This is a genomic window from Kocuria rhizosphaericola (assembly GCF_044462205.1).
Taxonomy (GTDB): domain Bacteria; phylum Actinomycetota; class Actinomycetes; order Actinomycetales; family Micrococcaceae; genus Kocuria; species Kocuria rhizosphaericola.
The window spans coordinates 1-13,137 of sequence record NZ_JBISWK010000110.1; the positions used below are offsets into that span (position 1 = coordinate 1).

Consider the following 13,137-nt stretch of genomic DNA (forward strand, 5'->3'; position numbering starts at 1 on the left):
GTGCGCGGGACCGCTCAGACGGTCAGGGACAGCTCGCGCTCCACCACGGCGGCGAGGAACTCCGTCTCGGCCCGGGCGGTCTCCTCGGAGGCCGCCTCGACCATCACGCGGACGACGGGCTCGGTCCCCGAGGGCCGCAGCAGCACGCGGCCCGTCTCGCCGAGGCGCTGCTCGACCTCCGCGACGGCCGCCTGCACGGCGGGGTTGGAGCCCACCGCGGCGCGGTCCACGCCGCGCACGTTGAGCAGCACCTGCGGCAGCCGCGTCATGACCCGGGCCAGCTCCTCGAGCGGCGCGCGGGTCTGGGCCACGCGCGAGGCCAGCATCAGACCGGTGAGCAGCCCGTCGCCGGTGGTGGCGAAGTCGGACATGATGACGTGCCCGGACTGCTCGCCGCCGAGGTTGTACCCGTGCTCGGTCATCGTCTCGAGGACGTAGCGGTCCCCCACAGCGGTCTCGCGCACGTCGATCCCGGCGTCGCGCAGGGCGAGCTTGAGGCCGAGGTTGCTCATCACGGTGGCCACGAGCGTGTCGTCGACGAGCCGGCCCGCGTCCTTGAGCGCCAGGGCGAGGATCGCCATGATCTGGTCCCCGTCCACCTCCCGGCCGGTCGCGTCCACGGCGAGGCAGCGGTCGGCGTCGCCGTCGTGCGCGATCCCGAGGTCGGCCCCGAGCTCGACGACGGCCCGCTGGAGGGGTTCCAGGTGGGTCGACCCGCAGCCGTCGTTGATGTTCAGGCCGTCGGGCTCCGCTCCGATGACGTGCACCTCGGCGCCCGCGCCGCGGAACGCGTCCGGGGAGACCCCGCTGGCGGCGCCGTTGGCGCAGTCCAGGACCACGCGCATCCCCTCGAGCCGGTGCGGGATCGCCCCCACCAGGTGCAGGACGTAGCGGTCCTCCGCGTCCGTGAGCAGGTGGATGCGCCCGACCCCGGCACCGGTGGGGCGCCGGAAGGCGCCGGACTCGAAGACCTGCTGGATCTCGTCCTCCACCCGGTCCGGCAGCTTCCGGCCGCCGTGGGCGAGGAACTTGATCCCGTTGTCGGGGGCCGGGTTGTGCGAGGCGGAGATCATCACGCCGAAGTCGGCGTCGAGGTCCGCCACGAGGTAGGCCAGCGCGGGCGTCGGCAGGACCCCGGCGTCGTGGACGTCGACGCCCGACCCGGCCAGGCCCGCGGTCACGGCGGCGCTGATGAACTCGCCGCTGGCGCGCCCGTCCCGGGCGACGACCGCCGTGGGGCGCCGCCCCTCGCGTGCGTGGCCGTGGCCGAGCACGATCGCGGCGGCCTGGGCCAGGTCCAGGGTCATGTTGGCTGTGAGGAGGTCGTTCGCGAGCCCGCGCACGCCGTCCGTTCCGAATAATCTAGACATCGCCCCCATCCTACGTTCCCCGCGCCCCGGACAGCGGCAGGCGGGCGGAAACGGACGGACCCCGTCCGACACCGGCGTGCACCGGGTCGGACGGGGTCCGTGGGGCCGAGGGGCGGGCCGGGAGGCCCTCCGATCAGCGCTTGGAGTACTGCGGGGCCTTGCGGGCCTTCTTGAGACCGGCCTTCTTGCGCTCGATGACGCGCGGGTCGCGCGTCAGGAAGCCGGCCTTCTTGAGGGTCGGACGGTTGTTCTCCAGGTCGATCTCGTTCAGCGCGCGCGCCACGCCGTGGCGCAGGGCACCGGCCTGGCCGGAGGGGCCACCGCCGTGGATGCGGGCGATGACGTCGTAGGCGCCCTCGAGCTCCAGCACCTTGAAGGGGTCGTTGACCTCCTGCTGGTGCAGCTTGTTCGGGAAGTAGTTCTCCAGGGTGCGGCCGTTGACGATCCACTGGCCGGAGCCGGGGACGACGCGCACGCGGGCCACGGCCTCCTTGCGGCGGCCGACGGCCTGGCCGGAGACGGTCAGGGCGGGGCGCTCGGTGGCGGCCTCGGTCTCCTCGGCGGGGGCGGACTCGGAGGTGTAGCTGCTCAGCTGCTCCTCGCCGTCCACGATGTTCTGCTCTTCAGTATTCTGAGCCACGATTTTCCTCGCTAGTTTCTGTCGTAGGCCCGATTACTGGGCAACCTGGGTGAACTCGAAGGTCTGCGGCTGCTGGGCACCGTGCGGGTGCTCCGGGCCGGCGTAGACCTTGAGCTTGGACATCTGCTGGGCGGCCAGCTTGTTCTTCGGGAGCATGCCACGGATGGCCTTCTCCACGGCCCGGACCGGGTGCTTCTCCAGCAGCTCGGCGTAGGAGCTGGACTTGAGCCCGCCCGGGTAGCCGGAGTGGCGGTAGGCCCGCTTCTTCTCGAGCTTGGAGCCGGTCAGGGCGACCTTCTCGGCGTTGATGATGATGACGAAATCACCGGCGTCCACGTGGGGAGCAAAGGTCGGCTTGTGCTTTCCGCGCAGCAGCGTTGCGGTCTGGCTGGCAAGACGACCCAGGACGACGTCGGTGGCATCGATGACGTGCCACTGGCGCTGGATGTCACCGGGCTTCGGGGTGTACGTACGCACGTTAGTTTGCCTTCGTTCGGGTTATCTCGGTGGCGCTAGTTGGGATCACGCCGTTTCTCGGTGTGCCGTCCGGGGCTCGGGTGAGGACCGAGCTGCATCCGGTGCCCGAGACCCCGGTGCACCGGACCGCCAGGCGTCCTGCAACTGGACAGCGGATCCGGGTACACGTGAACCGAGGCGGGACACGCACAACAGCAACCAACGTTACCGGATGGAGCGGCCAATGACCACTCGGGCCATACACCTGGAGGTTGCGGCGGTCAATCTCCCCGTGGGCGGTCGTGTCCGCGGGCCGGTGCCCGCCCGTCGCCGCGCGGGGGCTCGCGGAGGGGGCCGCCGACAGGACGGCGCAGCGCCCGGGTGCGCTCGGCCCGCTCCCCCAGGGCGGCGTCCCCGGGGTAGCGGACCTCCTCGAGCACGAGGGCGTGCGCCGGGGCCAACAGCACCTTCGCGTCCCGGACCCGCTCCGCCAGCCGGCGGCCGAGCCAGTCGGGGTCCTCGCGGCCCGCGCCCACGCGCGCGGCCGCGCCCACGACCGAGCGCACCATGTGGTGGCAGAAGGCATCCGCCTCGATGTCCAGGACCACGAGCCCGTCCCGGTCCCGCTCGACGGACACGTCCAGGACCTCGCGCACCGTGGTGGCGCCCTCGCGCGGACGGCAGAAGGAGAGGAAGTCGTGCAGCCCCACCAGCTCCCGCACCGCCTCGGCCATGGCGGGGACGTCGAGCACGTCCTTCGACCACCACGTCAGGTGCCGGGTCAGCGGGTCCCGGCCCGCCGCGCCGTCGTCGATCCGGTAGCTGTAGCGGCGGGAGACGGCGGAGAAGCGGGCGTCGAAGCCGGCCGGGGCGGCACCCGCGCGGCGGACGACCACCGCGCCCGGGCACTCCGGCAGGCCCCGCTCGCGGCGGCCGCGGCCCAGGACGTGCGTCAGCGCCCCGGTCAGGCGGCGCTCGAGCGCGAAGGCCGGATCCTCGTCCCGGCCGCGGGCGAGAGCGGTCCACTCCTCCGCGGCCAGGTCCAGGTGCACCACCTGGCCGCGCGCGTGCACGCCGGTGTCCGTCCGGCCGGCCACCACGACGCGCACGTCCCGGCGGACGAGCACGGCGAGGGCGTCCTCCAGGGCCGCCTGGACGGTGGGCAGACCCGGCTGGCGGGCCCACCCGGAGAACGGCGCGCCGTCGTAGGCCAGGTCGATCCGCACGCGCACGGGGGGCTCGGACGGGCTCATGGTCAGCTCCTGGAGGGGTGTGGTCAGGGGGCGGGCACGACGACGCCGCCGGGGACCAGGTCCCCGGCGGCGTCTCGGTGTCTGTCCGGAAGGAGTCCGGTCAGCGCATCTTCTGGGCGGCGGCGCCACCGGCCGGCTGGAAGCCGGCGGCCTCGGCGTTGGCCGGCGAGTCGAACCAGATCTCGGCGGTGGTCCCCGCGTACCAGCGCGAGCCGGGCACGTGGTACTTCATCGAGTTCTTGTTGCCCTTGACCTCGAAGCCCTCGGGGGCCTCGCCGGACTCGAGCGGGGCGTGCGAGCCGGGGAACTCCGCGTCGGTGTTCTCGGCGGCGACCTCGGCGGCCTGCTCGGAGCCGACCTCGGGGGCCTGCTCGTCGGCGGGGATCTCCTCGGTGGCGACCTCGTCGACGGTGGAGTCCGCCGGGGTGTCGACCGGGGCCGCGGGGGCCGGGGCGGCCTTCTCGGTGGCGCGCTCGGCCTCGGCGACGGTGGCCTGGGTCGCGACGGGCTCCATCACGAGCTCGATGACGGCCATGGGGGCGTTGTCGCCCTTGCGGTAGCCGATCTTCGTGATGCGGGTGTAGCCGCCGTTGCGGTCCTCCATCGCCGAGGCGATGGTCGTGAACAGCTCGTGCACCACGGACTTGTCGGTCAGCTGCGCCAGCACGCGACGACGGGCGGCCAGGTCACCGCGCTTGGCGAAGGTGATCAGGCGCTCGGCGTAGGGACGCATCCGCTTCGCCTTCGTCACGGTGGTGGTGATGCGCTTGTGCTCGAACAGCTGCTGGGACAGGTTCGCCAGCATCAGGCGCTCGTGCGCGGGTCCGCCTCCGAGGCGGGGTCCCTTGGTGGGAGTAGGCATGGTTGTTGATCTCCTGGAAGTCTGTCCCGGCCCGGGCGGGCACCCGTCGGGACGTCAGCGGGAAGGACTAGTGGTCGTCGTCGTCGAACGGGTTCTCGTCGTCGATCGCGGCGGCGCGAGCGGCGAGGTCGAAACCGGGGGGCGAGTCCTTGAGGGACAGCCCGAGGTCGACGAGCTTGGCCTTGACCTCGTCGATCGACTTGGCGCCGAAGTTGCGGATGTCCATCAGGTCCGCCTCGGAGCGGCCCACGAGCTCACCCACGCTGTGGATGCCCTCGCGCTTGAGGCAGTTGTAGGACCGCACGGTGAGCTCGAGGTCCTCGATGGGCAGCGCCATGTCGGCGGCCATCGCGGCGTCCGTCGGCGAGGGCCCGATCTCGATGCCCTCGGCGGCCGTGTTGAGCTCCCGGGCGAGACCGAACAGCTCGACCAGGGTGGTGCCGGCGGAGGCCACGGCGTCACGCGGGGTGATGGCCTCCTTGGTCTCCACGTCCAGGACCAGCTTGTCGAAGTCGGTGCGCTGCTCCACGCGGGTGGCCTCCACGCGGAAGGTCACCTTCAGGACGGGCGAGTAGATCGAGTCGACCGGGATGCGCCCGATCTCCGCGTCCCCGGCCTTGTTCTGGGCGGCGGAGACGTAGCCGCGCCCGCGCTCGATGGTCAGCTCGAGCTCGAGCTGGCCCTTCGCGTTGAGGGTCGCGACGTGCAGGTCGGGGTTGTGGATCTCCACACCGGCCGGGGCGGTGATGTCCGCGGCGGTGACGACGCCGGGGCCCTGCTTGCGCAGGTAGGCCACGACGGGCTCGTCCTGCTCCGAGGAGACGGCGAGCTTCTTGATGTTGAGAATGACCTCGGAGACGTCCTCCTTGACGCCCTCCACGGTGGAGAACTCGTGGAGCACCCCGTCGAGCCGGATGCTGGTCACGGCAGCCCCGGGGATCGAGGACAGGAGAGTGCGGCGGAGGGAGTTGCCGAGGGTGTAGCCGAAGCCGGGCTCGAGCGGTTCGATCACGAAGCGGGACCGGTTGTCGGCCACGACCTCTTCAGAGAGGGTGGGGCGCTGTGCGATGAGCACTGATGTTTCCTTTCGGCGGGCATCCGCTATATGACGCGCGCAAATGGTGGAAAACAGTTGACGGGTGCGGACCGGTTCCCGGTCCGTTGTCGGCACGCGCACCGGGACCCCGCAGGGTCCCGGTGGGCGTGCTCACATCAGACGCGGCGGCGCTTCGGCGGGCGGCAACCGTTGTGCGCGCTCGGGGTGACGTCCGAGATGGAGCCGACCTCGAGGCCGGTGGCCTGCAGGGAGCGGATGGCGGTCTCGCGTCCGGAGCCGGGGCCCTTGACGAACACGTCGACCTTGCGCACGCCGTGCTCCTGCGCGCGCTTCGCGGCGGCCTCGGCGGCCATCTGGGCCGCGAAGGGGGTGGACTTGCGAGAGCCCTTGAAACCCATCTCGCCGGCGGACGACCAGGAGAGGACGGCGCCGGAGGGGTCGGTGATGGTGACGATGGTGTTGTTGAACGTCGACTTGATGTGGGCGTGGCCCTGGGTGACGTTCTTCTTGTCCTTGCGGCGGGGCTTGCGGGCAGCCGCTGCGCGAGTCTTCGGGGGCATGGAGATCTCCTACAAAGTTTTGAAGAGCAGTGAAGAGTGGTGGTGGGCCGCTCGGGGGACCGTGGGGTCCCGGCGCGCGAGCGGCAGCGGGCTACTTCTTCTTGCCGGCGACCGTGCGCTTCGGACCCTTGCGGGTGCGGGCGTTGGTCTTGGTGCGCTGACCGTGCACCGGCAGGCCGCGGCGGTGCCGGATGCCCTGGTAGCTGCCGATCTCGACCTTGCGGCGGATGTCGGCGGCCACCTCGCGGCGGAGGTCACCCTCAACCTTGTAGTTGTCCTCGATGTAGTCGCGCAGCTCCACGAGCTGGGCATCGGTGAGTTCGCGCACGCGCAGGTCGCCCGAGATGCCGGTGGCGTCCAGGGTTGCCAGCGCGCGGGTGCGTCCCACGCCGTAGATGTAGGTGAGCGCGATCTCCAACCGCTTCTCACGGGGAAGGTCGACGCCTGCGAGACGAGCCATATCGGCAGTTCTCCTTGTGGTGTTCCAGAGGTATGGAGCATCGCTGCCCGGTCGGGGACGTCATGTCCGTCCGCCGGTCCCCGGCCTCTGTGCCGGGGGCACCCGCCTGGATCTCTCCGGTCGGGAGCGGTGCCTTTGTCGATCCACTTGCGTGGGGTGGTCGGGGCTGGTCAGCCCTGACGCTGTTTGTGGCGCGGGTTCTCGCAGATCACCATGACCCGCCCGTTGCGGCGGATCACCTTGCACTTGTCGCAGATCGGCTTCACGCTCGGTTGGACCTTCATCGCATTCCTTCGCGTCGTTCTCTCGAGTGGTGTGCGGCCCGGACGGCCGCCGGTCCTACTTGTAGCGGTAGACGATACGACCGCGAGTGAGGTCGTACGGGCTGAGCTCCACCACCACGCGGTCCTCGGGGAGGATCCGGATGTAGTGCTGGCGCATCTTCCCGGAGATGTGGGCGAGGACCAGGTGACCGTTGTTCAGCTCAACGCGGAACATCGCGTTGGGCAGAGCCTCGACCACAGTGCCTTCGATCTCGATGACTCCGTCTTTCTTGGCCATATCCTCCGCTAACTTCAGGTGCCCCCCGCCGGGGCGGCGGGCAGGGTTTCGGGTGTACATCGTCGTTAAACGCCGCGGCGGACCCGTACGCGTGCACCATCACCGTTCGTGGTGCACGGTGAGGGTCGGCGCGGTCCGATGAGTGCGGAATCGCTGGAGCACAGACAACCAACAGGACACTCTACGGGATCGGGGACGCCTCCCGCAACGCGGGCGGCGCCCCCGGGGCCCCCGCGGGGTCCGGCGGACCGGAGGCGACGGCGCTCAGACGGTCGCGGCGAGCTGCCCGCAGGCCCCGTCGATGTCGGATCCCCGGGTGTCCCGCACGGTGGTGGGGATGCCGTGGGCGCGCAGGCGCTCCACGAAGTTCTGCTCCACGCCGGGCCGCGAGGCGGTCCACTTCGAGCCGGGGGTCGGGTTGAGCGGGATCGGGTTCACGTGCACCCAGCCCCCGTCGCGGGCGTTGAGCTTCTCCCCGAGGAGGTCGGCCCGCCACCCCTGGTCGTTGATGTCGCGGATCAGGGCGTACTCGATCGAGACCCGCCGCCCGGTGGCCTGGTAGTACTCGTAGGCGGCGTCGAGCGCCTCGTCGACCTTCCAGCGGGTGTTGATCGGGATGAGATCGTCCCGCAGCTCGTCGTCCGGGGCGTGCAGGGACAGCGCCAGGGTGACCGGCAGCTTCTCCTGCGTGAACTTCCGGATGCCGGGCACCAGGCCCACCGTGGACATGGTGATCCCGCGGGCCGAGATGCCGAGGCCCTCCGGGGAGGGGTCGATGAGGCGGTGGATCGCGCCGATCGACGCCTTGTAGTTGGCCAGGGCCTCCCCCATGCCCATGAAGACGATGTTGGAGACCCGCAGCGGCTCCTGCTCGGCCCGGCCGACCCGGCCGCCGCGCAGCATCCGCGCCCCCTGCACGACCTGCTCGACCATCTCCGCGGTCGAGAGGTTGCGGGTCAGGCCCGCCTGGCCGGTCGCGCAGAACGGGCAGTTCATGCCGCACCCGGCCTGGGAGGAGATGCACATGGTCACCCGGTTGGTGTAGCGCATGAGCACGGACTCCACGGTGGCCCCGTCGAAGCACCGGTGGACGTTCTTGACGGTGGCGCCCTGGTCGGCCTCGAGGCTCCGCACGGTCGTCAGCAGCGGTGGCAGGGCCTGGGACACGAGCTCCTCCCGCCCGGCCGCGGGCAGGTCGGTCATGTCCTCCGGAGCCGTGGCGAACCGGTCGAAGTAGTGCCGGGAGAGCTGGCCCGCGCGGAAGGGCTGGTGCCCCAGCTCGGCGAGGAACTGCCGGCGGCCGGCCATGTCGAAGTCGGCGAGGTGGCGCGGGGGCTTGCCGCGGCGCGGCGCGGCGAAGGTCAGCTGACCGGGTCGCGGCTTCACGGTGAGTTCGACGGGTGTCCTGGTCGTGGTGCTCTGCTGCGGCTGCTGGGCCACGGTGTTCTCCTCGCGGTGTCGCGGGTCCTGGGTGGTGGAGGGCGGCCGGCTCACGGCAGGTCCTCCGGGATCGGGACGGGGCGCACGCCGAGCGGCTCGAGCTCCGAGGCCCCGCCGTCCTCGGCCGTGAGCACCCAGACGCCGTCGGCGTGCAGCGCCACGGAGTGCTCCCACTGGCTGGAGCGGGCCCCGTCCGTGGTGACCACGGTCCACTCGTCGTCGAGCACGCGGGTGCCGATCCCGCCGCGCACGAGCATCGGCTCGATGGCCAGGGCCATCCCGGCGCGCAGGCGGGGCCCGCGGTCGGTGCTGCGGAAGTTCAGGACGTCGGGGGCCATGTGCATCTTGGAGCCGATGCCGTGGCCCACGTACTCCTCGAGGATCCCGAAGCGGTGCCCGGAGACCTTCCGCACGTAGTCCTCCACGGCCGCGCCGATGTCGCCGATGTGGGTGCCCGTGGCTGCCGCCGCGATGCCGTGCCACATGGCGTTGCGGGTGACGTCGGAGAGCTCGGCGTCGGCGGGGTCGGGGCGGCCCAGCAGCACGGTGCGCGCCGAGTCCCCGTGCCAGCCGTCGACGATCGCCCCGCCGTCCACGGAGAGGATGTCCCCCTCCTGCAGCACCTGCTCCCCGGGGATGCCGTGGACCACCACCTCGTTGACGGACACGCACACCGCTGCGGGATAGCCGAAGTAGCCGAGGAAGTTGGAGCTCGCCCCGTGCTCGTCGAGGACGGAGCGGAAGACGTCGTCGAGGGACGCGGTGGTCGCGCCGGGGACGGCGGCCGCCACGGCGGCGTCGAGGGCGCGCGAGGTCACCACCCCGGCGCGCTGCATGGCGCGCAGCTGGGTGTTGGTCTTGTACTCGATCCGGCGGCGGCCGAACATGCGGTCTTCCTTCCGAGCCGCTCCCCCGGTCGGGGAGCTCGCGGCTGTGGTGGGTTAAACGTGAGACCCCCGGGGGTGTCCGGGGGTGTCACGGCGTCGGTGGTGCGGGACGGTGCGTCAGGACAGCGCGGTCATGATCCGCTCGGAGACCTCGTCGACGGACCCCAGCCCGTCGACCTCGCGGACGATGCCGCGCCGGTCGTAGACGTCGACGACCGCGGCGGTCTCCGCGTCGTACACGTCGAGGCGGTGCCGGATGACGGCTTCCGTGTCGTCGGTGCGCCCCTCCTTCTCGGCACGCCCCAGGAGCCGCTGGACGAGCTCGTCGCGGTCCGCGGTCAGCTTCAGCACGACGTCGAGCTCCTGCCCCAGCTCGGCGAGGATGGCGTCCAGCTCCTCCACCTGCGAGGCGTTGCGCGGGTAGCCGTCGAGCAGGAAGCCGTCGGCCGTGTCCGTCTCGGCGAGGCGGTCGCGCACCATCCGGTTGGTCACCGAGTCCGGGACGAGGTCGCCGGCGTCGATGTAGCTCTTGGCCTCCTCGCCCAGCTCGGTCCGGCCCTTGATGTTGGCCCGGAAGATGTCCCCGGTGGAGATCGCCGGGATGCCGAGCCGCTCCGAGATGCGGACGGCCTGCGTGCCCTTGCCTGCGCCGGGGGGGCCGATGATGAGCATGCGGGTCATGAATTCTCCTTGCGGTCGGTGGAGGCTGCCGTCACAGTCTACCGGGACGGCCCCGGCGCCCCGGCGTGGACGCGGGTCAGCGCAGCAGGCCCTCGTAGTTGCGCTGCTGCAGCTGGGCCTCGATCTGCTTCACCGTGTCCAGGCCCACGCCGACCATGATCAGCAGCGACGGCCCGCCGAAGGGGAAGTTCTGGTTCGCGTCGATCAGCACGAGCGCCACGAGCGGGATCATCGACACGATGCCCAGGTACAGGGCGCCCGGGAACGTGATCCGGCTGAGCACGTACGCGAGGTACTTCTCGGTGGGCCGGCCGGCCCGGATCCCGGGGATGAAGCCGCCGTAGCGCTTCATGTTGTTGGAGACCTCCTCCGGGTTGAAGGTGATCGACACGTAGAAGTACGTGAAGAACACGATCATCAGGAAGTACATCGCCATGTAGACGGGGTGGTCGCCGGTGACGAGGTACGTGTTGATCCAGTTGACCCAGCCGGGGATGTCCGTCCCGTCGTCCGGCATCCCGAACTGGGCGAGCATGCCGGGGAGCATCAGCATCGAGGACGCGAAGATGATGGGGATGACGCCGGCCATGTTGACCTTGAGCGGGATGTAGGTGGTGGTGCCGCCGATGGTGCGCCGGCCCACCATCCGCTTGGCGTACTGCACGGGCACGCGGCGCTGGGACTGCTCCACGAAGACCACGCAGGTGATCACCACGAGACCCACGGCCAGCACCGAGAGGAACACGCCCCAGCCGCGGGTGCGGAGGATCTCACCCAGTGCGGAGGGGAAGGTCGCGGCGATGGAGGTGAAGATGAGCAGCGACATGCCGTTGCCCACGCCCTTCTCCGTGATCCGCTCCCCCAGCCACATGATGATCGCCGTGCCCGCGGTCATCGTGATGATGATGATCAGCACGGTCAGCCAGGTGTCGTCGGGGATGATCGGCAGGGGGCAGTCCCCCAGCAGGGCACCGGAGCGGGCGAGGGAGACCACCGTGGTGGCGTTGAGCAGCGCGAGGCCGATGGTGAGGTAGCGGGTGTACTGGGTGAGCTGCGTCTGCCCCTGCGCGCCCTCCTCGTGCAGCTCCTGGAAACGCGGGATGACCACGCGCAGCAGCTGCACGATGATGCTCGCGGTGATGTACGGCATCACGCCCAGGGCGAAGACCGACAGCTGCAGCAGGGCGCCGCCGCTGAAGAGGTTCACCATGTCGTACACGCCGCCCGTGGTGGTGCCCAGGGCCAGGCACTGCTGCACGTTGCCGTAGTCGACGCCCGGCGCCGGGATGAACGTGCCCAGGCGGTAGAGCACGATGAGGGCGAGGGTGAACCCCAGCTTGCGTCGCAGGTCGGGGGTTCGCAACGCCCGTCCGAAAGCGCTGAGCACATGTCCTCCTAGAGACTGGGTCCGACCGGCATCCGGCGGCGGGGGGTGTGGTGGAGCGGGAGCTCGGTCCTCGGTCCGCGCACGGGACGGGCGCGGACGACTCCGACAAGTCTAACGAACGCGTCGGGCCCGGGACTCCCCCGGGGCGCGCGCCGAGGCGGCGGTCGCGTCCCCGCCGACGGACCAGGCCCCGCCCACGCTGGCGTGGACGGGGCCTGATCCGTGGGAGCCGCGGGGCCGGGCGTGCGCCCGGACCCGCGGCCCGCGCTCACAGCGCGGTGGTGCTGCCGCCGGCGGCGGCGATCTTCTCCGCGGCGGAGCCCGAGAAGGCGTGGGCCTTCACGTCGACCGCGACCGCGATGTCGCCGGAGCCCAGGACCTTGACGGGCTGGTTCTTGCGGACCGCGCCGCGGGCCACGAGCGACTCCACGGTCACCTCGCCGCCCTCCGGGAAGAGCTCGGTGAGCTTGTCCAGGTTGACGACCTGGTACTCCACGCGGAACGGGTTCTTGAACCCGCGCAGCTTGGGCAGGCGCATGTGCAGCGGCAGCTGCCCGCCCGCGAAGCCCGCCTTGACCTGGTACCGGGCACTGGTGCCCTTGGTGCCGCGGCCGGCGGTCTTGCCCTTGGACCCCGCACCGCGACCCACGCGGGTCTTGGCGGTCTTCGCGCCCGGGGCCGGACGCAGGTGGTGCACCTTGAGGGCGTGCACCTTCTCGTTGCTCTGAGCGGTGTTCTCAGCAGTGTTCTCTGCCATGGTTACTTGGCCTCCTCGACCTTGACCAGGTGGGCGACGGTGTTGACCATGCCCGCGGTCACGCCGTCGGCCTTGCGGACCACGACGTTGCCCGGCCGCTTGAGGCCGAGGGACCGCAGGGTGTTCCGCATGTTCTGCTTCTGGCCGACCACCGACCGGACCTGCGTGATGCGCAGCTCCGCGCCGTCGGGCTGGATACGCTTGCCGGACATCAGGCACCTGCCTTCTGGATCGAGCGCAGCAACGGACCGGGGACGACCTCGTCGATCGGCAGCCCACGACGGGCCGCGACGGCCGCCGGCTCCTCGAGCTGGCGGAGCGCCTCGATGGTTGCGTGCACGATGTTGATCTGGTTCGACGAGCCCAGGGACTTCGACAGCACGTCGTGGATGCCGGCGCACTCGAGCACGGCGCGGACCGGACCACCGGCGATCACACCGGTACCGGGCGTCGCCGGGCGCAGCATGACGACGCCGGCGGCGGCCTCGCCCTGCACGCGGTGCGGGATCGTGCGGTCCTCGATGCGCGGGACGCGGAAGAAGTTCTTCTTCGCCTCCTCGACGCCCTTCGAGATCGCGGCCGGCACCTCCTTGGCCTTGCCGTAGCCGACGCCGACCATGCCGTTGCCGTCGCCGACGACGACGAGAGCGGTGAAGCTGAAGCGACGACCGCCCTTGACGACCTTGGAGACGCGGTTGATGGTCACGACGCGCTCGAGGAACTTGTCCTTCTCCTCGTCGCGGCCGCCGCGGCCGCCGCGGCCGCC

General features: G+C 71.0%; 17 protein-coding genes. All 17 read right to left on the minus strand.

The genetic code is table 11. The features are described from left to right. Window positions 1-14 precede the first annotated feature (14 nt). Window positions 15-1,370, minus strand: a complete 1,356-nt coding sequence (gene glmM / locus ACH9D2_RS11080) for a phosphoglucosamine mutase (protein WP_396362887.1) — start codon at window positions 1,368-1,370, stop codon at window positions 15-17. Between the two features lie 133 nt (window positions 1,371-1,503). Further along, on the minus strand, window positions 1,504-2,010 hold the full coding sequence (gene rpsI, locus ACH9D2_RS11085; RefSeq protein ID WP_396362888.1) for a 30S ribosomal protein S9: 507 nt from the start codon (window positions 2,008-2,010) through the stop codon (window positions 1,504-1,506). A 33-nt stretch (window positions 2,011-2,043) separates the two neighbouring features. Beyond that, the gene (gene rplM / locus ACH9D2_RS11090; protein ID WP_017833326.1) at window positions 2,044-2,487 is read right to left on the minus strand and encodes a 50S ribosomal protein L13; all 444 of its coding nucleotides are present in this window, start codon (window positions 2,485-2,487) and stop codon (window positions 2,044-2,046) included. Window positions 2,488-2,747: 260 nt separating this feature from the next. Continuing rightward, window positions 2,748-3,719, minus strand: a complete 972-nt coding sequence (gene truA / locus ACH9D2_RS11095) for a tRNA pseudouridine(38-40) synthase TruA (protein WP_396362889.1) — start codon at window positions 3,717-3,719, stop codon at window positions 2,748-2,750. A gap of 100 nt (window positions 3,720-3,819) precedes the next feature. Further along, complete coding sequence (gene rplQ / locus ACH9D2_RS11100; protein ID WP_396362890.1) at window positions 3,820-4,581, minus strand: 50S ribosomal protein L17, sunset domain variant; 762 nt, start codon at window positions 4,579-4,581, stop codon at window positions 3,820-3,822. Window positions 4,582-4,648: 67 nt separating this feature from the next. Further along, on the minus strand, window positions 4,649-5,656 hold the full coding sequence (locus ACH9D2_RS11105; RefSeq protein ID WP_396362891.1) for a DNA-directed RNA polymerase subunit alpha: 1,008 nt from the start codon (window positions 5,654-5,656) through the stop codon (window positions 4,649-4,651). Window positions 5,657-5,793: 137 nt separating this feature from the next. Continuing rightward, the gene (gene rpsK, locus ACH9D2_RS11110; protein ID WP_396362892.1) at window positions 5,794-6,198 is read right to left on the minus strand and encodes a 30S ribosomal protein S11; all 405 of its coding nucleotides are present in this window, start codon (window positions 6,196-6,198) and stop codon (window positions 5,794-5,796) included. Between the two features lie 91 nt (window positions 6,199-6,289). Further along, window positions 6,290-6,658, minus strand: a complete 369-nt coding sequence (gene rpsM, locus ACH9D2_RS11115) for a 30S ribosomal protein S13 (protein ID WP_017833321.1) — start codon at window positions 6,656-6,658, stop codon at window positions 6,290-6,292. A gap of 170 nt (window positions 6,659-6,828) precedes the next feature. Beyond that, window positions 6,829-6,942, minus strand: coding sequence for a 50S ribosomal protein L36 (gene rpmJ, locus ACH9D2_RS11120; RefSeq protein WP_017833320.1), 114 nt, complete (start codon window positions 6,940-6,942; stop codon window positions 6,829-6,831). Window positions 6,943-6,997: 55 nt separating this feature from the next. Further along, window positions 6,998-7,219, minus strand: coding sequence for a translation initiation factor IF-1 (gene infA / locus ACH9D2_RS11125; protein ID WP_017833319.1), 222 nt, complete (start codon window positions 7,217-7,219; stop codon window positions 6,998-7,000). A gap of 264 nt (window positions 7,220-7,483) precedes the next feature. Then, on the minus strand, window positions 7,484-8,659 hold the full coding sequence (rlmN, locus tag ACH9D2_RS11130; protein ID WP_396362898.1) for a 23S rRNA (adenine(2503)-C(2))-methyltransferase RlmN: 1,176 nt from the start codon (window positions 8,657-8,659) through the stop codon (window positions 7,484-7,486). A 50-nt stretch (window positions 8,660-8,709) separates the two neighbouring features. Beyond that, complete coding sequence (gene map / locus ACH9D2_RS11135) at window positions 8,710-9,546, minus strand: type I methionyl aminopeptidase (RefSeq protein ID WP_396362893.1); 837 nt, start codon at window positions 9,544-9,546, stop codon at window positions 8,710-8,712. Window positions 9,547-9,663: 117 nt separating this feature from the next. Continuing rightward, entirely contained in the window at window positions 9,664-10,227 is a 564-nt protein-coding gene (locus tag ACH9D2_RS11140; protein WP_396362894.1) for an adenylate kinase, read from the minus strand. A 76-nt stretch (window positions 10,228-10,303) separates the two neighbouring features. Continuing rightward, the gene (secY, locus tag ACH9D2_RS11145; protein WP_396362895.1) at window positions 10,304-11,614 is read right to left on the minus strand and encodes a preprotein translocase subunit SecY; all 1,311 of its coding nucleotides are present in this window, start codon (window positions 11,612-11,614) and stop codon (window positions 10,304-10,306) included. 268 nt (window positions 11,615-11,882) lie between these two features. Next, window positions 11,883-12,371 carry a 50S ribosomal protein L15 gene (gene rplO / locus ACH9D2_RS11150; RefSeq protein ID WP_396362896.1) on the minus strand — a complete coding sequence of 163 codons (489 nt, stop codon included), beginning with the start codon at window positions 12,369-12,371 and terminating at the stop codon, window positions 11,883-11,885. Between the two features lie 2 nt (window positions 12,372-12,373). Then, window positions 12,374-12,583, minus strand: a complete 210-nt coding sequence (gene rpmD, locus ACH9D2_RS11155) for a 50S ribosomal protein L30 (protein ID WP_344119400.1) — start codon at window positions 12,581-12,583, stop codon at window positions 12,374-12,376. Further along, window positions 12,583-13,137 (minus strand): 30S ribosomal protein S5 (gene rpsE, locus ACH9D2_RS11160; RefSeq protein WP_396362897.1); only part of this gene is annotated, 555 nt, incomplete at its 5' end. The genes rpmD and rpsE, both read right to left, overlap by 1 nt.

Coding starts and splice junctions, on each gene's coding strand:
- glmM (WP_396362887.1), bottom strand. CDS start 1,370: ATGTCTAGATTATTCGGAACGGACGGCGTGCGCGGGCTCGCGAACGAC.
- truA (WP_396362889.1), bottom strand. CDS start 3,719: ATGAGCCCGTCCGAGCCCCCCGTGCGCGTGCGGATCGACCTGGCCTAC.
- rplQ (WP_396362890.1), bottom strand. CDS start 4,581: ATGCCTACTCCCACCAAGGGACCCCGCCTCGGAGGCGGACCCGCGCAC.
- rpsK (WP_396362892.1), bottom strand. CDS start 6,198: ATGCCCCCGAAGACTCGCGCAGCGGCTGCCCGCAAGCCCCGCCGCAAG.
- rpsM (WP_017833321.1), bottom strand. CDS start 6,658: ATGGCTCGTCTCGCAGGCGTCGACCTTCCCCGTGAGAAGCGGTTGGAG.
- rpmJ (WP_017833320.1), bottom strand. CDS start 6,942: ATGAAGGTCCAACCGAGCGTGAAGCCGATCTGCGACAAGTGCAAGGTG.
- infA (WP_017833319.1), bottom strand. CDS start 7,219: ATGGCCAAGAAAGACGGAGTCATCGAGATCGAAGGCACTGTGGTCGAG.
- map (WP_396362893.1), bottom strand. CDS start 9,546: ATGTTCGGCCGCCGCCGGATCGAGTACAAGACCAACACCCAGCTGCGC.
- ACH9D2_RS11140 (WP_396362894.1), bottom strand. CDS start 10,227: ATGACCCGCATGCTCATCATCGGCCCCCCCGGCGCAGGCAAGGGCACG.
- rplO (WP_396362896.1), bottom strand. CDS start 12,371: ATGGCAGAGAACACTGCTGAGAACACCGCTCAGAGCAACGAGAAGGTG.
- rpmD (WP_344119400.1), bottom strand. CDS start 12,583: ATGTCCGGCAAGCGTATCCAGCCCGACGGCGCGGAGCTGCGCATCACG.